This window comes from Oryzophilus luti, assembly GCF_059726245.1.
Genome location: NZ_AP040874.1, coordinates 3149818 through 3171980 on the forward strand (window position 1 = coordinate 3149818; position 22163 = coordinate 3171980).

At 61.3% G+C, this 22163-nt stretch carries 19 protein-coding genes and 1 tRNA gene; 3 read left to right on the top strand and 17 right to left on the bottom strand.

Features of this window, described 5'->3' with window-relative positions:
• Window positions 1-267: 267 nt before the first annotated feature.
• Complete coding sequence (ftsH, locus tag AC6IZO_RS13355) at window positions 268-2184, top strand: ATP-dependent zinc metalloprotease FtsH (RefSeq protein WP_497805422.1); 1917 nt, start codon at window positions 268-270, stop codon at window positions 2182-2184.
• A gap of 191 nt (window positions 2185-2375) precedes the next feature.
• On the opposite strand, the gene AC6IZO_RS13360 is transcribed toward ftsH, so the two are convergent.
• The 13 genes from AC6IZO_RS13360 to ruvB all read right to left on the bottom strand — a co-directional run bounded on the left by AC6IZO_RS13360 (window position 2376) and on the right by ruvB (window position 15060).
• Window positions 2376-2702 carry a GIY-YIG nuclease family protein gene (locus AC6IZO_RS13360; protein ID WP_497805424.1) on the bottom strand — a complete coding sequence of 109 codons (327 nt, stop codon included), beginning with the start codon at window positions 2700-2702 and terminating at the stop codon, window positions 2376-2378.
• A gap of 112 nt (window positions 2703-2814) precedes the next feature.
• Window positions 2815-3795, bottom strand: a complete 981-nt coding sequence (selD, locus tag AC6IZO_RS13365; RefSeq protein ID WP_497809966.1) for a selenide, water dikinase SelD — start codon at window positions 3793-3795, stop codon at window positions 2815-2817.
• Window positions 3796-3931: 136 nt separating this feature from the next.
• Window positions 3932-4279: a Smr/MutS family protein gene (locus AC6IZO_RS13370; protein ID WP_497805426.1), complete on the bottom strand. Its 348-nt coding sequence runs from the start codon at window positions 4277-4279 to the stop codon at window positions 3932-3934.
• Window positions 4280-4473: 194 nt separating this feature from the next.
• Window positions 4474-4986: a 50S ribosomal protein L9 gene (rplI, locus tag AC6IZO_RS13375; RefSeq protein WP_497805428.1), complete on the bottom strand. Its 513-nt coding sequence runs from the start codon at window positions 4984-4986 to the stop codon at window positions 4474-4476.
• A gap of 158 nt (window positions 4987-5144) precedes the next feature.
• Complete coding sequence (rpsR, locus tag AC6IZO_RS13380; protein WP_497805430.1) at window positions 5145-5516, bottom strand: 30S ribosomal protein S18; 372 nt, start codon at window positions 5514-5516, stop codon at window positions 5145-5147.
• Between the two features lie 87 nt (window positions 5517-5603).
• The gene (rpsF, locus tag AC6IZO_RS13385) at window positions 5604-6035 is read right to left on the bottom strand and encodes a 30S ribosomal protein S6 (protein WP_497805432.1); all 432 of its coding nucleotides are present in this window, start codon (window positions 6033-6035) and stop codon (window positions 5604-5606) included.
• 97 nt (window positions 6036-6132) lie between these two features.
• The gene (gene pth / locus AC6IZO_RS13390; RefSeq protein WP_497805434.1) at window positions 6133-6741 is read right to left on the bottom strand and encodes an aminoacyl-tRNA hydrolase; all 609 of its coding nucleotides are present in this window, start codon (window positions 6739-6741) and stop codon (window positions 6133-6135) included.
• A gap of 252 nt (window positions 6742-6993) precedes the next feature.
• Window positions 6994-7692 carry a 50S ribosomal protein L25 gene (locus tag AC6IZO_RS13395; RefSeq protein ID WP_497805436.1) on the bottom strand — a complete coding sequence of 233 codons (699 nt, stop codon included), beginning with the start codon at window positions 7690-7692 and terminating at the stop codon, window positions 6994-6996.
• A 143-nt stretch (window positions 7693-7835) separates the two neighbouring features.
• On the bottom strand, window positions 7836-8906 hold the full coding sequence (locus AC6IZO_RS13400; protein ID WP_497805438.1) for a ribose-phosphate diphosphokinase: 1071 nt from the start codon (window positions 8904-8906) through the stop codon (window positions 7836-7838).
• Window positions 8907-9037: 131 nt separating this feature from the next.
• A tRNA-Gln gene (locus AC6IZO_RS13405) sits at window positions 9038-9111 on the bottom strand.
• 34 nt (window positions 9112-9145) lie between these two features.
• Window positions 9146-10108 carry a 4-(cytidine 5'-diphospho)-2-C-methyl-D-erythritol kinase gene (gene ispE / locus AC6IZO_RS13410; protein WP_497805440.1) on the bottom strand — a complete coding sequence of 321 codons (963 nt, stop codon included), beginning with the start codon at window positions 10106-10108 and terminating at the stop codon, window positions 9146-9148.
• A 130-nt stretch (window positions 10109-10238) separates the two neighbouring features.
• Complete coding sequence (locus AC6IZO_RS13415) at window positions 10239-13643, bottom strand: TonB-dependent receptor (RefSeq protein WP_497805442.1); 3405 nt, start codon at window positions 13641-13643, stop codon at window positions 10239-10241.
• 376 nt (window positions 13644-14019) lie between these two features.
• Window positions 14020-15060, bottom strand: coding sequence for a Holliday junction branch migration DNA helicase RuvB (ruvB, locus tag AC6IZO_RS13420; RefSeq protein WP_497805444.1), 1041 nt, complete (start codon window positions 15058-15060; stop codon window positions 14020-14022).
• Window positions 15061-15074: 14 nt separating this feature from the next.
• On the opposite strand from ruvB, the gene AC6IZO_RS13425 reads away from it, so the two are divergent.
• On the top strand, window positions 15075-15425 hold the full coding sequence (locus AC6IZO_RS13425; protein ID WP_497805446.1) for a DUF2164 domain-containing protein: 351 nt from the start codon (window positions 15075-15077) through the stop codon (window positions 15423-15425).
• Between the two features lie 22 nt (window positions 15426-15447).
• Here the strand turns inward: AC6IZO_RS13425 and AC6IZO_RS13430 are convergent, their stop codons facing one another.
• The 4 genes from AC6IZO_RS13430 to AC6IZO_RS13445 form a co-directional block, all read right to left on the bottom strand.
• Entirely contained in the window at window positions 15448-16890 is a 1443-nt protein-coding gene (locus AC6IZO_RS13430) for a M48 family metalloprotease (RefSeq protein WP_497805448.1), read from the bottom strand.
• A 192-nt stretch (window positions 16891-17082) separates the two neighbouring features.
• Window positions 17083-19176: an elongation factor G gene (fusA, locus tag AC6IZO_RS13435; protein ID WP_497805450.1), complete on the bottom strand. Its 2094-nt coding sequence runs from the start codon at window positions 19174-19176 to the stop codon at window positions 17083-17085.
• 516 nt (window positions 19177-19692) lie between these two features.
• Window positions 19693-21213: a hypothetical protein gene (locus AC6IZO_RS13440; protein ID WP_497805452.1), complete on the bottom strand. Its 1521-nt coding sequence runs from the start codon at window positions 21211-21213 to the stop codon at window positions 19693-19695.
• 82 nt (window positions 21214-21295) lie between these two features.
• The gene (locus tag AC6IZO_RS13445) at window positions 21296-21706 is read right to left on the bottom strand and encodes a hypothetical protein (protein WP_497805454.1); all 411 of its coding nucleotides are present in this window, start codon (window positions 21704-21706) and stop codon (window positions 21296-21298) included.
• 152 nt (window positions 21707-21858) lie between these two features.
• Here AC6IZO_RS13445 and AC6IZO_RS13450 point away from each other — a divergent pair, with 152 nt between their 5' ends.
• Complete coding sequence (locus tag AC6IZO_RS13450; protein ID WP_497805456.1) at window positions 21859-22122, top strand: hypothetical protein; 264 nt, start codon at window positions 21859-21861, stop codon at window positions 22120-22122.
• The last annotated feature ends 41 nt before the right edge of the window (window positions 22123-22163 follow it).

Below are 22163 nucleotides of genomic sequence, written 5' to 3' on the forward strand. Positions count from 1 at the left end.
TCGGGAAATCAACAGGTTCAATCGGAGCAGCGGGCGAAGCTTCTGGGGCCTCCGAAGAAGAGCGGGAACCGAAATGCCTTCTGCGACGTCTAGTGTTTTATGTGGGGATGGGCCGGGGACTTGTACTGCCGAAAACGAGTACAATTTCTAATGGGACGGAAGACCCTGGGCTGAAAAACATAGGTCAACACTGTGGTTCAGGCATCTAACTGTTCAGGCAGGAATGCCTAAGGAACGGTTTTATTCGGTCCTGATTGAGGAGCTTTTGTGAATTCAACTGGGAAACAGCTCTTGTTCTGGCTCGCGATCCTCGTGTCCGGGCTTTTGCTCTGGCAGTTGGTGCATGGCATGAACGGCGCCGGCACCAAGGATGTGGCCAAGAACTTCTCGGAGTTTCTCTCCGAGGTGGACTCCGGCCAGGTCCACGACGTGACCATCCAAGGTTCGGAGGTCACCGGTAACTACAACGGTGACAAGGGTAAGTTCCACACCACGGTCTACCCGAACTACCCGGACCTGATCAAGACGCTGCGCGACAAGAACGTCATGATCACCGTGAAGGACAACAGCGGCAACAGCGGCTGGACGCTGCTGATTCAGCTGGCCCCGATCGGGTTGCTCGTCGTGCTCTGGTTTGTCATGATCCGCCAGATGCAGACCGGCGGCAACAAGGCGCTCAGCTTCGGCAAGAGCCGCGCCCGCCTGCTCAGCATGCAGCAGAAGAAGGTGACGTTCAAGGACGTTGCCGGCGTGGACGAGGCCAAGGAAGAGCTGAAGGAGATCATTGAATTCCTGCGCGAGGCGCAGAAGTTCCAGAAGCTTGGCGGACGCATTCCGAAGGGCGTGCTGCTCGTCGGACCTCCGGGCACCGGCAAGACCCTGCTGGCGCGCGCCGTGGCCGGTGAGGCCAACGTGCCGTTCTTCTCCATCTCCGGCTCCGACTTTGTCGAGATGTTCGTGGGCGTGGGCGCAAGCCGCGTGCGCGACCTGTTCGAGCAGGGCAAGAAGAACGCCCCTTGCATCATCTTCATCGATGAGATCGACGCCGTGGGCCGCCATCGTGGCGCAGGCCTGGGCGGCGGACACGATGAGCGTGAGCAGACGCTGAACCAGTTGCTGGTTGAAATGGACGGCTTCGAATCGAACGAAGGCGTCATCCTGGTGGCGGCCACCAACCGCCCTGACGTGCTCGACCCGGCGCTGCTGCGCCCCGGCCGCTTTGACCGCCGCGTGGTGGTTGCACGGCCTGACGTGCGCGGACGCGAAGAGATTCTGCACGTGCACACCCGCAAGATTCCTTTGGCCGACGATGTTGACCTGAGCGTGCTGGCCCGCGGAACACCGGGCTTCAGCGGCGCCGACCTGGCCAACATGGTCAATGAGGCCGCGCTGAACGCCGCCCGCCAGAACCGCAAGTCGGTACTGATGTACGACTTTGAACTGGCGAAGGACAAGGTGCTGATGGGCGCCGAGCGCAAGTCGATGATCCTGAGCGACGAGGAAAAGCGCAACACGGCTTACCACGAGGGCGGACACGCGCTGGTGGCGGCCAAGGTTCCGCACGCCGATCCTCTGCACAAGGTGACGATCATTCCCCGCGGCATGGCCCTGGGCGTCACCATGCAGTTGCCCATCGACGACAAGCACACCTACGACCGCATCTATCTGGAAAGCGAACTGGCCATCCTGATGGGCGGCCGCGTGGCCGAGGAAATCTTCCTGAAGACGATGACCACCGGCGCCGGCAACGACATTGAGCGTGCCAGCGAGATGGCCCGCAAGATGGTCTGCGAGTGGGGTATGAGCCAGCTTGGTCCGCTCACCTTCGGCAAGAAGGAGGAGCAGATCTTCCTGGGCCGCGAGCTTTCGCAGCATCGCGACTACTCGGAGGAGACGGCTCGCGAGATCGACGCCGAAGTGCGCCGCTTCATCGACACCGCCTACAAGACGGCCTATGACATCCTTGAGCAGAACCACGACGTGATGGACGCCATTGCGCAGGCGCTGCTCGAGCGCGAAGTACTGGACTCGCACGAGCTGCAGATGCTCATTGACGGCAAGCCGCTTCCGGCCCGCGTCACGCCGAACTCCGGCAATGACAAGGGCAGCGTGCAGCAGGTGCTGAAGCCGGAACCGGGCCGCACTCCGGGCCTGAACCCCGGCGAGCGTCCGAGCCCGGCATAAGCCCGGCAAGGCGCAGCCTTGTTGCGTGGTGCGGTGTTGTGCAGTTTGCGACAACGCACCCGGAATAAGCTGCCGAGCGTTTTTCGGAAAAGCTGTGGAAACTGTGAAGGGCGGCCAAATGGCCGCCCTTCGTGCTTCCCGCAAAAACCCTGCCACTGTCATGCTGAGCGCAGCGAAGCATCCCTCCGCACTTACTTCTCCTGATCGCGAATGCTCTGGTATGGCGGGAGCATTTGCGCACCCCAATGCTCCGCCAGGTCATTCCAGTGAGGGTTCTCCAGGCGAATCAGCGCCTCCTTCTTGGCACGCGTCCATCCCTTGATGCGCTTCTCCTGGTCGATCGCGTCGCGAACATCCTGATGTTCCGCGAACCACACCAGCTTGGTGCAGCCGTACTTTGAGGAGAAGCCTTCGAGTAGATGGTGCTTATGCTGAAAGACCCGGCGGGCAAGATTGTTGGTCATTCCGGTGTAGAGGGTATCGGATTCGCTGGCCATGATGTAGGTCCAGTAGCTCACGGGTGGCTCCGGCAGAGTGCGGAGGGATGCTTCGCTGCGCTCAGCATGACAACATGGGAAGGATCAAGAAAGCAAGAGCGTTGAGAACGCGACGGGGACTTGCGCGAATTCTCTACTCCACGTAGATCAGGGGGCTGGTGCGCTCCACCACTTCGCCGACGCGCGCGGCCGTAACACTCGCAGCGCGCAAATCGCTTACCAGTGCATCGGCATTTTCCGCCGGGAGCGAGATGAGCAGCCCGCCCGCTGTCTGCGGGTCAAACAGCAACGTGCGCAGCGTCTCCGGAACGGATGGCGCAAACTCGGCGCAGCAGCCCGCGAAGTCGAAATTGTTGTTCAGCCCGCCAGGGATGAACTTGCGCTCGATGCACTCGAGAGCACCGGGCAGCGCCTGAATTGTAGACGCGTTGATGCGCAGGCTCACGTTGCTTGCCAGCGCTACCTCGCGCGCGTGTCCGATAAAACCGAAGCCGGTCACGTCGGTGATGCCGTGCGCATCGTGCTTCAGCGCCAGCTCACCTGCGGTCTTATTCAAGGTGGTCATGCTGGCAATGGAGGCCTCAATCCATGCGGGCTCCGCCTGCTGCTTCTTGGCGGCCGTGGAGATCACTCCGGTGCCCAGCGCCTTGGTGAACACCAGCGCGTCGCCAGCGCGTGCGCCTGCGTTGGCCTTCACCTTCGTCGGATCGATCACGCCGGTGACGGCGTAGCCGAACTTGATCTCCGGATCGCGAATGGAGTGCCCGCCAACCACCGTGCAGTTGGCCTCCATCATTTTGCTGAGGCCACCGGCAAGGATGCGTTCGAGAACCGCGAGGTCGCCCTTGTCCGGGAAGCAGACCATCGTCAGCGCCGAGACTGGACGCCCGCCCATGGCGTAGACGTCGCTGAGTGCGTTGACTGCCGCGATCTGTCCGAAGGTGTAGGGGTCGTCGACGATGGGGGTGAAGAAGTCGACGGTCTGCACCAGCGCCAGGTTGGGCGCCACAAGGTACACTCCGGCGTCGTCGGCTTTATCAAAGCCAACCAGCACGTTCGGGTCTTGTTGCCGGGCTAATTTCCCAAGCACTTGGTCCAGCGCCGCCGGACTCAGCTTGCTTGCTCAACCCGCAGCCTTGACCGTCTCCGTCAACCGAATTGGGCGCTCCTCTGCCATCACCGACATTGTAAGCCACGCGGCTTGGCAACGGCGCAGAGGTGCAGACAGCAGTGTGTGAGATGGTAATCAGTTAGAAGACGACGATGGAGATGCCGCGATTGGCGCGGCCGAGGTCGCGGTCCTGCTTCAGCTCGGGCCAGCGTTTAAGCCACTCCCAGGTGGTCTCGTTGGAGATGCGGAACTCCTCGCCCTGCACGAAGGCCTCAATCATGCCGGCGCGCTGGTAGCGTCCCAGCACCTTCCAGGTCTCCGTGCGCAGGCGTCCGCCGCTGCCGGTGGAGCCGTAGCCGTGGATGAGCTTGACCACCTCAAAGCCCTCGTTGCGCGCGGCCACCAGCGCGCGCTCCAGGCGGAGCAAGCCCTGATCCACCGTGGGGTAGCCCTCTTCCAGATTCACGAGCTTGATGCGCAGCGCCATGCTTCCAGCCTATTGGCTCCGCGCACAGATGTAAACCCGCGAACGACTACTGTCGCAGTGGGCAATGAGAAAGGAAGACATATGAATCGCAGGTTATCCGTGCCAAACACATGCGCGAAGGCTTGAGCTTGCGCGCAAATAGCAAGGCCCCTGCTCCTGAAAGAGCAAGGGCCTTTGCGGGGTCTTACGAGTGCTTAGGCTTCGGTCGTCTCGGCGGCCGGAGCAGCTTCCGCAGCCGGTGCTTCGGCGGCGGGTGCCTCCTCGGCTTCCTTGGCAACGGTGACCTTGATCAGGGCCTTCACCTCGCGGTGCAGGGCGATCGCAACCGTGTACTCGCCCACCGTCTTGATCGGGTGTTCGAGTTCCAGCTTGCGGCGGTCGACGTTGAAGCCGCGGCGCTCCAGCTCGGCAGCGATGTCAACGTTGGTGACGGAGCCGAAGAGCTGATCGTTTTCGCCGGCCTTGCGGGTGAACAGCAGGCTGACGCCGTCGAACTGCTTTGCCAGCAGCTCGGCATCGGCCTTTTCCTTGGCCAGCTTGCGGACGGCGGCGGCCTTCATCTGCTCGATGACAGCCTTGTTGGCCTCCGTGGCTTCGATTGCTAGTTTCTGGGGCAACAGGTAGTTGCGACCATAACCGGCGGCGACCTTCACAACGTCGCCGCGGTGGCCCAGTTTGGGCACATCTTCTTTCAGAATGACTTCCATCTCACACACTCCCTGAATTTCTGCGGCCAAGTTTATGCCGCATACCGCTGCGCGCCGAAGCGCGTAGAGCGGCGGTTGAAAACGATCAGCGGAGGGAAGCTCCCGACCATGCGCGCAACCAGGTTGCGCAACACGGGGCAGCGCCTTCCGCGATCTGGCTAGTGGCCAGCCGCGAAGGGCAGCAGGGCGATGTTCCGGGCCTGCTTGATGGCATCGCTGAGGCGGCGCTGGTGCGGCGTGCAAACGCCGGTCAAACGCCGGGGAACGATCTTTCCGCTTTCGGCGATGAACTGCGAAAGCAGGCGAACGTCCTTGTAGTTAATGTTGTCGATCTTCTCGGTGCAGAACTTGCACACCTTCTTGCGACGGAAGAACTTGCGTCCGCCTTCACGCGGGCCGCCCGGACGACCGCCGGGGCGACCGCCCTGACGGGGGCCAGCCGGACGCGCCGGACGCGCTTCGGGAGCCGCCGCGGGGGTCTCGGTGGCAGCAGCCTCAGTGGCTGCGGGTTTCGTGGTCTCGTCTGCCATAACTCTCCTTGGGGGAGCGCCACTGGCGCTCCGTGTTGCTCAATTCACAGGCCCGCCAAGCGGACCAAACTCTGGCACCAGCCCCGGTTAGACCGTGGCGGCCGGTTCCGAACCAGTGGACGCTTCCGCAGCGGCGGCAGCAGCAGCTTCGCGGGCGGCAGCAGCGTGCGTTCCCTGACCCTTCACCTTGCTATCGCGCAGCTTCTTGATCTTGGCAAGGCGGTGCTCCTCCTCGTCGGTGCGGATGGTGATGAACTTGATCACCAGTTCCTGCACGCGGAGGCGGCGCTCCAGCTCCTTCAGCATGTGGCCCGGACCTTCGACAAAGGCCAGGGTGTAGATGCCTTCCTGGAACTTGCCGACGGTGTAGGCCAGGCGGCGCTTGCCCATCTTTTCGACGTTGGTTACGCGGCCGCCAGTATTGGCAACGTTCGTCTGCATGGTCTGGAGGAGCTTCTCAAGGTCTTCCTCCGTGGTGTCCGGACGAACGATGAACATCACTTCGTATTTGCGATCCATCTATTTTCTCCTGGGGCTGCGCCGGCCGCGGGCCTGTGCTCACCCTGCTTCTCAAATCTGCTGTGGTGCCGGCAACCAAAGCCGGAATCCACGAACCCTACTTCTTCTGGCCCTCGCCGTTCGCCTCATCGCCATCCTTCTCGCGGCGGTTGAAGCGGTTCATGGCGGGCCCGACTCCCTCTCGGAGGATGACTTCGACGGCCTCCATGGCCTTGTCGAGCACCTCCACCACCGTGGCCTGCTGCGCTTTGCGGAACGGCGCCAACACGTACTGCGCGCCGCTGGAGATCTTGTGTTCGGGGGCTATGCCCAGCCGGACCCTTATGAACTCCTCGGTGCTGAGCGCACTCAGGATCGACTTGATCCCGTTGTGCCCGGCGGCGCTTCCCTTGGGGCGAACCTTCAACGAGCCAAACGGCAAATCCAACTCGTCGTAAATCACCACCAGATCCTGCGCCACATCCACCGCATACTCAGCCACCAGCTCGCGTACGGAGACACCGCTGAGGTTCATGTAGGTTTCCGGCTTGGCCAGCACCACTTCGTGCCCGCCAAACGTGGTGCGTGCCGTCAACGCCCGGCAGTGCCGGTTGGTGACCCTTGCTCCGCACTCCTCGGCGATGCGATCCACCGCCAGGAACCCCATGTTGTGCGGTGTGAACTGGTATTCGATGCCCGGGTTTCCGAGCCCGACGATCAGCTTCACCCACTGTCTCCTGAATGACACCCTAAGTTGCCGGTGTGTCATTTCCATCGCCACCCGCTTAGGCGGGCTTTGATGCTCCTGAGGCTTGGCCTTACTCCGGCCCTGCCTCGTACGCTCTGCCAGGCCCCGTGCGATGGATGACTCAGCGGAAGCTGCGTCCTGTGCCTTTGGCACTCCGGGCGTCTTCCCAACTTCAGGCGCCCACCGCAAGGGAGTTGCCGGCACCGGCAAAAGCCGGTGCGCGGCGGGTTGTTACTTCTTCTTCTTCTCGTCGGCCGGAGCGGCTTCCTCGGTCTCCTGCTTGCCCTTCTTGATAACTTCGGGCTCGGCAGGACCCGCGGCAGCATCGGCAGCAGCGGCTTCCGGAGTCGGAGCGACTTCTTCCTTGATCGAGGTCAGGTGCACGACCGCCAGGTCGGCATCGCTCAGCACGGCAATCGCATCGCTGACCTTCAGGTCGGCCACGCGGATCGTCGGGTTGGCAAAGACCACGCCGGAGATGTCGATCTCGACGTTCGCCGGAATATCGGCCGGCAGACACTCGATTTCGATCTCGCGCAGGACGAAGTCGAGCACGCCGCCTTCGCTCTTGACGCCCGGGGCTTCGCCCTTGAGCACCAGAGGCACGTGCAGGCGCATCTTCTTGTCCATGGCGATGCGCTTCAGGTCAACGTGCAGCAGGTGGCCCTTGATCGGGTCGCGCTGCCAGTCAACCACCATGGCCTTGGCCTGCTCGGCGCCCAGGGTGACGTCGAAAATAGTGTTGTGACCCGCTGCGGAAAGCAGAATCTTGGTGATCTGCTTGGGGTCGACGGAGACGGGGCAAGGCTCCTTGCCCGCGCCGTAGATGACGGCCGGAATCAGGCCGGTCGTGCGCAGGCGGCGCGCCGCGTTCTTGTCAGCGGCCTCGCGCGGCTTTGCTTCCACCAGAGTTTGCGTTGGGGTTGCCATAGTTTCTTCCTTCTCAATGGGCGCGTTCACACCCGCCCGGACATATGAACTACAGGGGACTCAAAGCAGGCGCATCGTTTTACTTCACCGCCGCGCAGACTGCGCGCGGCTGCTACACGGGATGCCCCTTCCGCGAATCCGGCCTACAGGAACAGCTTGCTAACCGAGGTCTCCTCGTGAATGGACTGGATGGCACGTGCGATCAGTCCGGCAATCGAGAGAACCTTGATCTTGGGTTCCATCCGGCCCTTTTCAGTGAGCGGGATGGTGTTGGTCACAACAACTTCCGTCAGGCACGACTCGGAGATGCGCTGCAGCGCCGGGCCACTCAGCACGGCGTGCGAGGCGCAGGAGTAAACAGCCTTGGCTCCGTTGGCCTTCAGCGCGTCGGCGGTCTTCACCAGCGTGCCAGCCGTGTCGATGATGTCGTCGATGATGAGGCAGGTGCGGCCCTTCACATCGCCGATCACGTGCATCACTTCCGTGACGTTGATGTCGGTACGGCGCTTGTCGACGATCGCCATCGGCGCGTCAACCTTCTTGGCAAAGAAGCGGGCGCGCTCCACGCCACCGGCGTCGGGCGAAACCACGGTCAGATCCGGCAGCGCCAGCTTGCGGAAGTAATCCACCAGCACGGGCGAAGCAAACAGGTGATCGACCGGAATATTAAAGAAGCCCTGAATCTGCGGTGCGTGCAAATCCACCACCAGCGCGCGGTTGGCGCCGGCCGTGGTCAGAATGTCCGCCACCAGCTTGCTGCTGATCGGAACGCGCGGCTTGTCCTTGCGGTCCTGCCGGGCGTAGCCGAAATAAGGAACCACCACCGTGATGCGGCGTGCCGAGGCGCGCTTGAGCGCATCGATCATCAGCAGCAACTGCATCAGGTTGTGCGCCACCGGGTCACAGGTGGGCTGAACCACGAATACATCGGCGCCGCGCACGTTCTCCAGGATCTGAACGTAGATTTCACCGTCGGAGAACTGCGTCAGGTGAGTCTGGCCCAGCGGAAGTCCCAGGTGCGTGCAAATCTCTTCGGCCAGTGCGCGGTTGCTGGTTCCACTGAAGACGCGGAACTTGTCGTCCTTGCGCACAGGCTTTTTCTCGGTCTTGTCGGCGGTCTTCACCGCGGCGGCACCGGCTGGTTCAGTCACACTCTCAGCCACGGCGGCCGGCGCCACGGCTGTGGTAGTACTCGGTTTGGCGGATGCATCCATCGTTCGTTCCTCCGGGACGGGTTATTCCCAAGGTTGAAACATGTCCGCACACAGGTGCGGGGTCACAGTTCGCGGGATGGTGGGGGGATGCGCCAACGCTGGCGTGTTTCTCTCTCACGTCCCTGAAAACTTGGCTGGGCGGCCAGGATTCGAACCTGGACAAAGTGCTCCAAAGGCACTTGACCTGCCATTAGTCGACCGCCCAAAGCAAAGTCAAAGACCCAGTCGCTTGCCGGTCCTTACAGGAACATCTGACTGCGGTAGTCCGCGCGCGGCAACGTTGTGGTTGCCACGGCGGCAATGCCTGCCGCCACCAGATGTCTGCTCGCCTCTTCCGCAGCCGCCTGGCTGCCGAAAAGCCCGTACAGGGTGGAACCGGAGCCGGAGAGCGAGGCATACACTGCACCTTCGCGCTCCAAGGCCTGCTTCAAGTCTCTGAGTTCAGGGATTTGTGGAAAGACTACGCGTTCGAAGTCATTCTCAACCCCGGCTCGGACAAGGTCGAGAAGCAGTGTCTCGGCCCGGTCCCCGCCCTTGGCGGGAACACCGGATAAGCTCTTGCCGCTCAGCCACTCAAAAGCCGAGTAGCTGAACCTAGTTATTGTATCCAACCCGCCGGAAGAGGTCAATCCGGCCTCAACCAGGGCGTCCCAGTCCCGGAAGGCCTGGGGGGTGCTCACCGCCACCGGGGGCGTCAGTAGCACGCATGGGATCGCTGGAAGGTCCGGCAGGGGATAGACTTCCTCGCCTCGTCCACAGCCGAGCACGGTGCCGCCGGGCACAAACAATGGCAGGTCACTGCCGACTTCGGCAGCAATTCGCAGGCGCTCACGCCCCGGCAGTTCAACGCCGAGTTCGCGCTCAATGGCAAACAACGTAGCCACGCCGTTTGAGGAGCCTCCGCCGATGCCGCCCTGCACAGGCAGCCGCTTATCAATCTCAATGACCAGCCCAGTCTTGCGGCCCAGAGCGCGCAGCACGCGCTCCGCCACCTTGTAACAGGTGTTGGTGGTATCGGTAGGCACGCGAGGGTCGGCACACCGCAGCTCAATGCCCTCGCCCGCCGTGGCGGAGACGGTAATGACGTCATGCACCGCGACGGTCTGGTAGATGGTGCGCAGGCCGTGAAATTTATCCGGCCGCGCCGGCCCAATGGCCAGCCCGAGATTGATCTTGGCAAACGAACGTACGCTGACAGCCATGCGAAGGAAATTGTATCGAAAAGCCGCAAGCTTGGGGTGCAGAGCTTTTGAGAGTGGGGGAGCAGAGATTGCACGGCAACAAAAATGGGGCCGGTTGCCCGGCCCCTGAAGGAGTGAGAACACAATCAAGTTAGAACGTGTAGCGCAGCGTCAGACGGATGGTACGCGGCAGCTGCCACGCCAATGCCTTGCCGTACTGGTTGTTAAGGATGATCGGCTTGACCAAGGGAGCCGCCGGAGCATTGTCCGTAACAACGTTAGTGTTCAGTAAGGTCTTCCAGTCGTAAGCATGCTCGTAGGCACTATAGGAAGCAATCGTATCCGGTCCATACAAGCGTCTACCACTCGGAGTCAGGTAGCTTGATCCAGTCCTTGAGTTAACCTGGCTGCCATAGACGAGTGGCGCATGCTGATTGAACAGGTTCCCGATCGTTGCTTCGAACGCTAGGGCCTGCCGTTCATTGTTGCTATTGGTCTTGAACTCCTGAGAAAAGTTGAGATCACTCTGGTTGTACCAAGGAGTGCGGCGGTTGCTGATCTTTCCAACCGTCAACATTCCCGTGGCCGAGTCCTGAGTGACGTCGGCCCACTTGGCGCGACCTTCAGGGAAAATGTTATAGCCTCCACCAGCGCCACCCACGCCGATATAGGTGCTGAGCGGGGTGCCCTGATACATGGTCTGGAAGATACCGAACGTCGTCGTGAGACGCTTTCCTTCATTCAGCCTGTAATACGCAAAGCCCTTGAAGGTGTTCGGACGGTCCGTCTGCAGCAAGCCCGAGGAGGACTTTCCGTAGGCATCGAACTGGAAGTACGGCTCGTCAAAGGCGCGGCCGTTGTTCGGCGAGTTGCGTCCGCCGCCGCCGTCCGTCTGGTCGGTGTTGGTCAGGCCGGAGTAGTTACCGTACAAACGGCTCCAGGTGTAGCTGAACATTCCACCGAAGCCATGGGAGGGTGACTTTGTAAGACGAACCTCAAAGCCATCATAGCTGCGTTCCGGCTTGATGTTCATCGGGCAGTCCGGGCAAGGGCGAATTGCGTTGATGCCTTCGCCGGGGTTGACCACCTGCCAATTTTCGTTGTTGTCGGTGATGCTGACAGCCGTATCTTCGATCGCGTGATCGAGGCGGCGGCGATCCCAGCGAACTTCCAGAGCGAGGTCCTTTTTGAGTTGGTAGTCCGCACCAAAAACCGTCTCGTGCTGACGGTAGGGCTTCAGACCAGCTGCAAAGTAGCTCAATCCGGGAACGGGTTCGCGGAAGTTCACGTTATAGCCAAAGGCGTTGTACGGTGCCACGGCATTGGCATCTGTCGCCAGGTTATAGATTCCGAGGGCTGGCGCTGTGCCGCTAGTGCCGCTGCAGTAACGTCCATCGGCGCCAGGCGTAACCTGAATCAGTGAGATGTCAGAATTGTTCAACTGGTAGAAACAGCTGTTCCACCACTGTCCGCCGAAGGAGCTGATGGCCAGATTCAGTTTCATCTGGTCGACAAACTGGCCGTAGCTGCCAAAGATCTTCAGCTTGCCATTCTGGAAGACATCCCAGGCCGCGCCGACTCGAGTCGTGATCTTGCTGCCCCAATCGAACGACAACGGAAGAGTGCCACTCTCTTTTGCAAACGAAGAGAGCGGAACGTTTTCGTTTTCGAAGCGGATGCCGGCATTGACCGTCAGGCCCTTGCCCATCTTCCAGGCATCCTGCGCGTAGAAGGCGTTATTGTAGCTGTGCACCTTTCCGCCGTTGCCGGAGTCAAACACCTCCAGCTGACCAAAGGCGCCCGAAATGCCGACGTTGTCATTCGGGGAGGTTTGGGTTCCCGTATAGATTCTAACTTCAGGCCCGTTGGACGTTTGATTGATGTCGTTCTCCGCCCGGTAATACTGATAGCCGAACTTGAAGTTGTGAGTTCCCCACCAGCCCGACTTAAACCACGCCACGTCCTGGTCGAGTGAATAGGTCTTGTCCGCGTCCTTGTTCGTGAAGGTGCCGTTGTAAAGGGCGGAGTTGTATCCAGCGTCGTGCGCCAAGGAGGTATCCGGGTAAAGCAACTTTCCGGAGGTCATCCAGCGGAAGATGGTTCCGGTCGGATAGCCAAAGTCGTGGTAGTTCTCGAAGAAGTAACCAAATCGCGTGGTTGCGACGAGCTGCGGAGTGAACGTGAAATCGCCGCCGAAGTTGTAAGTTGCATTCGGCGCGGCAAAGCCAGCACTACGCATGTAGTTGGTTAGCGCATTCGATGTAGATACGTTATACAAGCCATTGACAGAGTCGGCATTCGGCAGAGCTGCGCCGGTCTCGCGCTGATACTCGGAGATCCACGACGCGAATAGATTCAGCTTGCTGGTTGCCTTGTAGTCGAGTCTCGCGTTGGCGTAGTAGGTCTGCTGGTCCCGGCCAAACTGCTGGATACCAAGACTCGGATTGTAGGACGTTGTTTTTGAATAATCCACCGTACGCGTGCGGGTGAAGTATTGCGGAGCGAAGCCCACAAAGGCAAAGAGACGGTCCTTAATGAGCGCGCCACCCACGGTAACCGACGGCAGGATGGTCTTGAAATTGTCCTTTTTCGGCGAGTAGGTCTGAACCGCGGTGTCCATCTTGCGGTCCAGAAGCCAACCGGGTGACGTTTGCGTCCCCTGCGGATCGTAACGGACATACGATGCCGATGCGGTATCCCCGGCGTCAAGAGCATCGTTTTCAAAGCTCAGGCCCAAGGCACCGTGCCACTGGTTGCTGCCCTTCTTCATGATGACGTTGACAACGCCACCCATCGCGCCACCGTACTCAGCCCCGATGCCCGAGCTCTTGACCTGAACTTCCTGAATGAACTCAAAGGGAACGTCGGTGTGCGCGGTACCGCCAATCGGGCTGGCCGTATTCTGGCCTTCCACGAGGTAGGAGTTTTCCGAGTCAGCACCGCCGGAAACCGAGAAGCCATACGTCTGGCCGTTGCCGCCGTTGCCCGGAGAGTTGCCGCCGTTGCCAGAACCACCGGCACTCTGCGCGGTAACTGCGCTGCCGGCGAGAGGTTCATTGCGGGCCGAAGGTGCAAACTGAATCACTGACTGGTACGAACGTCCGTGCGGAACATCCTGAACCACATCCTCAGTGATATTGGTCAATGTGTGGGTGGTCGAAACGTCGATAAGCGGCGCAGCGCCGGTAACCTCGACGACAGTCTCACTACCGCCGACCTTCAACACGAGGTCCAACGTCGGTAAGTGGCCGGTTTCAAGCGTAATGCCATCACGCTTCAACGTGCTGAAACCGGCGGCCTTCACCGTTATGGCATAAACGCCTGGCGGCAAATTGGCAAAACGATAATAGCCAGAGCTATCCGTTTCCAGCTTCTTACCGCCGACCAGTGACGTGCCGGTGATCTCAACGGTCGCTTTTGTAACGACAGCGCCGTTGGGATCCTTCACAGTACCTTGGATACCGCCGGTCGTCTCCTGCGCCAACAGGACAGAGGCAGCCAACAGTACGAAGGCGAGGAGACCTACGAAAAGGCCGATCCTCTTGCTCTGAATCATGCAGTTCCTCCTGAGATTTCCTCGATCCTCCAGCACCTGAAACACCCAGTCCAGACATTGAGCCGGATCCGGTATCTTTCATCTATCGCGGGAGTATCAAGAGATTGTGAAGAAATATTGCACTTTGATCACCAAAGTGCCGGGGGAGGAACCCTTATAGAATCAATCACTTTGGTAAATGCAAGGATTCGCAATTTACAATATTTATGAATCGCAATTTTTCTTTCTACCAATATTGGTAGACGCCACATGCTTCCGCTTTCGTCGGCATAATCGGTTCACATTTATCGATTTCTATAAAGCAGGCGATGCGACGTTAAGGTATTGCTACTGCACAGTGGTGCGCAGGGTCTGAGGATGGAGCGACGTTGGATTCTTAGAAGAGCGGTGTCTGGCGACGTGGCGGTTCCATGCCAAAGTGCTGGTAGGCAAGCAGGGTGGCCACGCGGCCGCGCGGTGTGCGGTCGAGGAAGCCGATCTGAATCAGGAACGGCTCGTAAATCTCTTCAATCGCGTCGGGCTCTTCAGCCAGCGCCGCGGCCAGCGTGTTCAGTCCGACCGGCCCGCCCTGGTACTTCTCAATAATGGTGAGCAGCAGGCGGCGGTCGACTTCGTCAAAGCCATGCTCGTCGACTTCGAGCATTTCAAGCGCGGCTTTGGCGGTAGCCAGATCGATATGTCCAGTGCCACGCACCTGTGCGTAGTCGCGCACGCGGCGCAGCAGCCGGTTGGCAATGCGCGGTGTTCCACGGCAGCGCGAGGCCATCTCCAGCGCGGCATCGCGGTCGATGCCAACCTTGAGGATGTCCGCCGAGCGCTCAAGGATGAAGCGCAATTCGTCGTGGGTGTAGAACTCCAGCCTTAGCACCAGGCCGAGCCGTGAACGCAGCGGCGCCGAGAGCAGGCCGACGCGCGTGGTGGCGCCCACAAAAGTAAATGGCGCAATCTCAAAGGTGTGCGTGCGCGCCGAGGGCCCCTGCCCGATCATGATGTCCAGCTTGTAGTCTTCCAGCGCCGAATAGAGCAGCTCTTCCAGCGCCGGCTGCAGCCGGTGGACTTCATCGATGAACAGCACCTGCTTGGGCTGCACATTGGTCAGGATGGCCGTCAGGTCGCCCTTGATCGCCAGGGTGGGGCCGGAGGTCTGCTGGAAGGCCGACTGCATCTCGTTGGCGATGATGGTGGCCAGCGTGGTCTTGCCCAGACCTGGAGGGCCGTAGAGCAGCACGTGGTCCAGGGCTTCTCCGCGCTCACGCGCGGCGGCAATGGCCACCGCCAGGTTTTCCTTCACCTTCGACTGGCCGATAAACTCCTGCAGGCGCTGCGGACGCAGCTTCAGCTCGAAAACATCTTCGTCGCCAACGGGTGCGCCGCTGACGATGCGGGAGCGTTCATCCATGTCCTGAGAACCGGCCATGTTTCGGATGGTAAATGCGAACGCGCGCCGGAGCAACCGCCAGCACCGACCGGGGACACGGTCGCGCCGGCAGTTCAGGTACGATGGTGGCCATGACAAGCCTTGAGCTTTCCAAGCAGGCGCGCGCCGAGGCCATCGCCTCCCTGCGCCGATACTTTGAGGAGAACCTGCCGGAACCGATCGGCGACCTGCAGGCCGGACTGCTGCTGAACTACCTGCTGGAGGAGATCGGCCCCAGCATCTACAACCAGGCCATTGCCGACGCACAGGCGCAGCTCGCCACCCGCCTCAGCGATCTCTCCGGCGAACTCTACGCCGACGAGTTCCAGTACTGGTCCCGCCAGGCGAAAAAGAAGAAGCGTTGAAATGCACCTGCCGGGCCGTGCGTCAGTCGAGATGCACGCTGCCCAGTATCCGCCTGTACGTCTCCTTCAGTGCGCTGTAATCTCTTTCCGGGGCCACGAACAGCAGGTTCAAAAATGTGCTGTCGCTCCGTTGCACCGTCACCAGCCATTTGTGCTCGCGGAGCGGTTTGGCACCGGCATGGATTGGGCTGTCGCCCGCAAGCTCATAGGCAACAGCCTCCCGGCCACTCACGGTCAGATGATCGGGCACGCTGATAATGGTCGTGCCCGGAAACTCTCGTACCACGGCGAGCGCCGCCGTCCGGCTGGCTTCATTCAACTGCCTCTCAGCTGCCGGCTGAATGCTGAGCCCGTAAGCAATGGCACCTGCCCGTGACACCGCCCCGTGCGGCGCGACCACCGTCTTCGTTCCACTCCGAGTGACTTCCCAATTTCCAGGACAGGAGAACGTCAAGCCAGACTGCTCCTGCTTCGCCCAATCACCAAGCGGGCGGACCTGCTCGAATCTCAGGTTGTCCAGCGTGGCCGACAGCGCTGGATTGGCTGTGGAGTCGAAATTCCAAACTCCTGTATGGCGCGCAATCTCTTCGGCGTCGAAAGTGCGTATCGAATCCGCCAGACGCTTTGCAGCGCGAAATCCCTCGCTGTCTATTTTGGAGTAACTCTTCGGCGGAAATTTCTGAATTGCCTGGCCCACATTTTCGGCGCGTGCGCCGGCGCTGGGATGGTCACTCAGGAACGCGATGGGGCGGCCATTCTGGTCCGCCATGCGCTGGAAAAATTCCGGGGACGCGAAGGGATCGTAATTCGCGTCGTACATGATCTGCGCGGCGAGCAGGTCAGCTTCGCTCTCATCCTCCCGGGAGTACTTCAGCACAAATGCGTTCGTGCCCAACTGCAGCGCTTCGGAGGCCAGCAGGCCGCCTACCGGCCCAAGCGTTGCCCCGAGGGCGACCGAGCCGACAACGCCCATGGTGCGCGCAGTCTTCCGCTTGCCGACCTCGCGCGCCGTGTGCTGCAACACAACGTGCCCAATCTCGTGCGCGATCACGCTGGCCAACTCGCTCTCGCTCGTCGTTTGGATCGTGCCCAGGTTGACGTAAATGTTTCCTCCGGGGAGCGCAAACGCATTGACCTCCTTGCTCGCCAGCACGTGGAACCGGTACGGCCAGGCATAGCCGGGAGCCTTTTCGGCCAGGCGATGCCCCATGGACTGCACGAATTTCGAAACCGGGTGCGAGTCCGGAAGCAAGGGCAACTTCAAGCGGATCCGGGCGCCGACACGCTCGCCCAGCGCGATTTGCTCCTCCGGCGACATACGCACGTCACCGGCCTGCGGAATGATCCGACCATCTTCTCCTTGCTGCACGTGCTGCGCGAAGAGCGGCACGGAGGCGGCCGCAAGCAGAAACACCAGCGCAACCGTGCGGACAAAAGCATGATGCTTCGTCTCGACCTGAATCACTGCGTTCCTTGTTCGTATGAGAGTGGCTATCGGGCGGGGGGGCCGACAACCCGGGAAGTCTAGCACGAAGGGCAGCCTCGCGGCTGCCCTTGGCTTTTGCGTTCTCGGGGGAGAAACGCGCTACAAGCTTTGCGTCCCAGGTTAGCGCCAACAACGGGCGCGAACCTGGGGCATCCATGATTCTTGTTCCTACTACTCCTCTTCCTCTTCCTCGACGGCTCCGGCACCGGCAGCCTTGGCAGCAGCAACGATCTTTTCCTGCTGCGCCGCGGGCACCATGTCGTAGTGGTCCATTTCCATGCTGAACGAGCCGCGGCCCTGCGTCATCGACGTGAGGTCGGTGCCGTAGGTGAGCATCTCCGACATGGGCACCATGGCCTTGACCACGGTGGTGCCGCCCTTGTTGTCCATGCCCTGAATGCGTCCGCGACGCGAGTTGAGGTCGCCCATGATGGCCCCGGCGAATTCGTCGGGGATGGTGATGACCGCCACCATGACCGGCTCCAGCAGCGTCGGCTTGGCCACTTCCATCGCCTTTTTGAAGGCGATGCGGCCGGCGGTCTTGAACGACATTTCGTTCGAGTCCACGTCGTGGTAGCTGCCGTCGTAGAGTTCGACCTTGAAGTCGACGACCGGGTAACCGGCGAGGTAGCCGCGCGCGGCCGCCTCGACAATGCCCTTCTCCACGGCCGGGATGAAGTTCTTCGGGATGGCGCCGCCGAAGATGGAGTTGACGAACTGGAACTTGCCGCCGCGCGGCATGGGCTCCATCCGGATTTTGCAATCGCCGTACTGGCCGTGTCCGCCGGACTGCTTCTTGTGGCGCCCCTGCACGTCGGCCTTGCCGCGGATGGTTTCGCGGTACGGCACCTTCGGCGCCTTCAGGTTCACCTCGGTGTGGAAGCGCTTCTTCAGCTTGCTGACCACGACCTCGATGTGCTGCTGGCCGGTGCCCGCGATGAGGAAATCCTTCGTCTGCGGGTCGCGGTAGAAGCGAAGCATGGCGTCCTCTTCCATCAGCTTGTGGACGCCCTGGCCGATCTTGTCTTCGTCGGCGCGCGTCTTGGGTTCAATGGCGAAGGTGATGGCCGGCTCGGGCAGTTTCACGGTGTCAAAGGCAATCAGGCCGGCCTTGTCGCCGAGTGAGTCACCGGTGAGTGTGTCCTTCAGCTTGGCCACCACACCGATGTCGCCAGCGTGCAGCTCCTGCACAGGAATTGCCGTCTTGCCCTGCAGGGTAGAGAGGTGTGCGAACTTCTCCGCCGTGTTGCGCGTGAAGTTCAGCAGCGTGGCGTCGTTCTTCAGCACGCCGCTGACGACCTTGAAGAGCGTGATGCGCCCGGCAAAGGCGTCACTGAGCGTTTTGAAGACGAAGATGGAAAGCGGCTCGCTGTCGGCAACCTTGCGCTCGGCGCCCGCAGCGGTCTTCACCGTGCCGCGTTCAAGCGGGCTCGGCATGTAATCGGCGATGAAGTCGAGCACTTCGTCGGTGCCCATGTTACCCAAACCACTGGCGAACATGACCGGGAAGATCTTGTCGTCGCGGATGGCGTTGTGCAGACCGTTGGTGATGTGTTCTTCGGCAAGCGTGCCGTTCTCGAAGAACTCACTCATCAGCTCGTCGTCGCCCTCGGCCACGGTCTCAATCAGCTTGTCGTGGGCTTCCTTGGCCTGGTCGGCCATCTCGGCGGGAATGTCGGCAACCTTGGCCTTGCCGTTGCCGCCCATGTCGTAGAGATAGGCCTTCATCTTCACCAGGTCGATGACGCCCTTGAAGTTCTTCTCGGCGCCGATGGGCAGTTGCACCGGAACCACGGTGCGCCCGAAGGCCGAGGTCAGCGAATCCATGCAGCGCCCGAAATCCGCGCGCTCGCGGTCCATGCGCGTACACACGATCACGCGCGGCATGTTGACCGCTTCGGCAAAGCCCCAGAGTTTTTCGGTTACGACCTGGGCGCCGCTGACAGCGTCGACAACAACCAATGCGGCTTCGACGGCGGGCAGGGCCATCTCGGCCTCATGCACGAACATGTTGAAACCTGGCGTGTCGATGAGGTTGATCTTGGTCTTTCCCCACTCCAGAGGGGCGAGCGAGGAGGAGATGGTCATTTGCCGGGCAATTTCTTCTTCGTCATAGTCGGTGACGGTGGAGCCATCATCAACCCGGCCCAATCGCTGCGTGGAGCCGGCCGTATACAGCATGGCGGAGACAAGAGAGGTTTTGCCGCTGTGCGAGTGGCCGATGACGGCCACGTTACGGATATTCGCGCCTTCGTAGGTCTTCACGAAAATAGCTCCTTCAAAGATGGTGCCATTCCGCTTGCCGGCGCGCGTCAGTTGTCCGTGCGGGCGGTGGAGCCCGCCGCGGCCTCCGGGCGCGAGGAGGCATTCTTGCGCAGTGCAGCTATGACCTGCGCGATTTGGGTCTCCGAACTGCCACCCAACTCACGCATGAAGCGCTGTCAGGGAACCCTGTCCGGGCCTACTCCCGCGACTCTTTCCGCTGCCGCCGGTACCCAACTCATACTCCGGCCAGCCACGCACGGTCGCGTGGAGCTTTCGGGAGCTGTGTCTCACTCCCTGCACCCGCCCAGGGGCGGAAGGGCAGGAACCCCGCAGACTTTTTGGGCCTGCGGCGGAGAACTGAAAATCACCGGAATGCTAGCACGCGGGAATATGAACGTTCAATTACAGCTTTTGACCTGCGTCAAAGCCGCATAAACAGCGGTCGCGCACGGTTTTCCTCAGCGCAGTTTCTGAAAATTCATGCTGGCGCCGATGGCTCCAGATTTCAGAAGTGCGTTACCGGCTGCCGCCGTCGGGCACGCCATGCAGTCGCGCCTCCAGAGCTGAGGTGCGGACGTAGATGACCGCCTTCGGGTCGGAGTAGACACGCTGCCACGCGTGGTTGCCGCACATCATCTCCAGCAGACCCACCAGTTCGCTGTGCGGCTCCACCATCACGGTGTTCACCTTGTCATGCTCAAACAGCGGGATAGGCGGCGTGCGGCCCTGATACAGCTCAATGTAATTGAGCAGGAAGTCGTCGCCGTAGAGGTCGGCGCGGCCGTCGACGTAGACCTTGTAGCGCGGATAGAAGCGCCAGATGAGATAGCCGCCGTAGGCGTAGTCATTGAAGAGATTTGGCGGAAGGTTGTGGGCCTCAATGTAGTCGGCCGCAGCGGCCGGGTAAAGCGCGCGCTCGGCGGTGCGCTCAAACACCACTCCGTTGCGCGCGTAGACCACGCCCATGCAGCCCGCGCAGAAGAGCACGGCCACGGCCAGCATCTGACGCCAACGCGGAGCCAACCGCTCCAACTGGTGCTCCAGCCAGTCCATGCGCAAGTGCGATGCCAGCAATGGAGCCAGCAGCAGGGTGGCGATGCCGATGTTGCGCCCCGAGCGGAACGACGCCAGGATGGCCACAATGCACAGCAGAAATTCGCCCGCCCGGTACTTTGCCTTGCTGAACAGCATGGCCAGCAGCGTAAGCACCATCAGCGCAATGTAGGGGTAGAAGCGCGGCACGCTCAGCACCGGCGGACGCCACTCCAGAATGTAGGCGTTCACCTTCATCGACATCACGTCGATGGGATAACGCAGCATGGCGTAGCCGTTCGGGTTCAGCCCCACCGCAAGAACCATGCCGCCCGCGGCCGCCAGCAGCGCGGCGCAGCGATGCAGCGAACCTTCCACACGGCTGGTGACGATATCGAGCGCCTCCGCGGCGGCCACAGCCACCACCAACGCAATGCCCAGCAGGAAGCCCGCGTGAAACTGCACCCAAAGCAGCGTGATGAACGGGAGCGCGCACAACCAGCGTGTCCGCAGCCTGTCGGCCAGGTATTCGGTGGCGAGCCACAAGGTGAGCGCCGCGAGGAACAGGCTGACCGAGCTGGGGCGTATGGCGAAGGCCGGACGCGCGGCCACCGCCGCCAGCAGCGTGGCTGCCGCCGCGGCCCAAGCCTGCGAACGGCGACGCATCCATGTCAGCACAAATGCTGCGGTCAGCAGCACCGCGTTCACCAGCGTCAGGACGGTGAGACCGCCCAGACGGTAGAGACCGTACATCACAATTTCAGAGAGGTACTCATGCGCCACCCACGGATGCCCGGCGGCGGTAAAGGAGAACGGGTCCGTGCGTGGAATCGCGTGATGCTCCACGATCCAGCGCCCGGCCGCCAGATGCCACCAGGTGTCGGCAGAGGCCGTGCCCAGGCAGGCCAAGCCGAAGACAACGAACGCCATTGCGGCCGCAGCCATGCGCGGCTGGCCGAGGCGTTGCGGAATCGTTCGTAGCTGCGCGGCGCTGAGGCCCGTCATGAATCTCCTGCGCGAGTGCTGATTTCAGTCTGACAGAACACGCGCGGGTGTCAACGTCACCGCAGGCGTTGTCCGGCGCGGGTTACGGACGGCGCGGGCCGAGCAGAAACAGGTAGAAGATGCTGATGGCGTACATGATCCAGGTCACGATCGGTTGGCCGCCGAGCAGCCGCAGCAGGAAGCCCATCAGCCCGACGGCTTCGCACAGCATCAGCGACATGACCATGGCGCTACGCCAGCGCAACACCGACGGCGCATCGTCTCGCTGACGGAAGGCCTGCTCCTCCGCCGGTAGCACCATGCTGTTGCGCACGGAGTAGGCGAACGTCAGGGCCGAGCTGGCGACGATGACGATGACCAGCGCCGTGGAACCCAAGGCGTGCACCCGGGGACGCAGCACGAACTCGCCAATGATGGCGTAGGCCACCACCGAGGCGACCATGCCCAACTGCATCAGGCGAAGGCTTTGGTAGTTGCGTTCCAGCAGGTTCATGGCAGAGCGATTCTAACAGGCGCAAGGGAAGGCCACGGCGGCAACCACCCTCGGTAACCAACTGGCTACACGTCCTTCCGTGCAGTTCCCCGGCAGCGGCCTTGCGAGTACCATGCAGCTAGGCCGCGCCGCGTGCGCCCAGGAGATTGGCCATGAATCGAGTTACCCGCACCGCTTCCGCTCTCATGCTGGGCTTTGCCCTGCTCTCGCCCATGGTGGCCATGGCCAGCACCAAGACCGGCGCCGAGATTGCCGCCGAACAGCAGGCCAAGCAGCAGCGCAAGGCCATGAAGGAACAGCAGAAGGCCGAACGCAAGGCACTCAAGGCCCGCCAGAAGGCCGCGAAGCAACAGCAGAAGCAAATGGAAAACGAGCGCAAACAGAACGCACTGATCCAGCAGGCGCGCGACAAATAACAACCCTCTTCCCCCTGTGTCATCCCGAACGAGGCGCGCAA

What these genes read in the sequence shown, in the direction of transcription:
- AC6IZO_RS13445 (WP_497805454.1), bottom strand. Translation starts at nt 21,706, where the DNA reads ATGAACCTGCTGGAACGCAACTACCAAAGCCTTCGCCTGATGCAGTTG.
- rplI (WP_497805428.1), bottom strand. Translation starts at nt 4,986, where the DNA reads ATGGAAGTCATTCTGAAAGAAGATGTGCCCAAACTGGGCCACCGCGGC.
- AC6IZO_RS13395 (WP_497805436.1), bottom strand. Translation starts at nt 7,692, where the DNA reads ATGGCAACCCCAACGCAAACTCTGGTGGAAGCAAAGCCGCGCGAGGCC.
- AC6IZO_RS13370 (WP_497805426.1), bottom strand. Translation starts at nt 4,279, where the DNA reads ATGGCGCTGCGCATCAAGCTCGTGAATCTGGAAGAGGGCTACCCCACG.
- AC6IZO_RS13415 (WP_497805442.1), bottom strand. Translation starts at nt 13,643, where the DNA reads ATGATTCAGAGCAAGAGGATCGGCCTTTTCGTAGGTCTCCTCGCCTTC.
- rpsF (WP_497805432.1), bottom strand. Translation starts at nt 6,035, where the DNA reads ATGGATCGCAAATACGAAGTGATGTTCATCGTTCGTCCGGACACCACG.
- AC6IZO_RS13450 (WP_497805456.1), top strand. Translation starts at nt 21,859, where the DNA reads ATGAATCGAGTTACCCGCACCGCTTCCGCTCTCATGCTGGGCTTTGCC.
- AC6IZO_RS13400 (WP_497805438.1), bottom strand. Translation starts at nt 8,906, where the DNA reads ATGGATGCATCCGCCAAACCGAGTACTACCACAGCCGTGGCGCCGGCC.
- AC6IZO_RS13440 (WP_497805452.1), bottom strand. Translation starts at nt 21,213, where the DNA reads ATGACGGGCCTCAGCGCCGCGCAGCTACGAACGATTCCGCAACGCCTC.
- ruvB (WP_497805444.1), bottom strand. Translation starts at nt 15,060, where the DNA reads ATGGCCGGTTCTCAGGACATGGATGAACGCTCCCGCATCGTCAGCGGC.
- rpsR (WP_497805430.1), bottom strand. Translation starts at nt 5,516, where the DNA reads ATGGCAGACGAGACCACGAAACCCGCAGCCACTGAGGCTGCTGCCACC.
- AC6IZO_RS13425 (WP_497805446.1), top strand. Translation starts at nt 15,075, where the DNA reads ATGCGAACGCGCGCCGGAGCAACCGCCAGCACCGACCGGGGACACGGT.
- ispE (WP_497805440.1), bottom strand. Translation starts at nt 10,108, where the DNA reads ATGGCTGTCAGCGTACGTTCGTTTGCCAAGATCAATCTCGGGCTGGCC.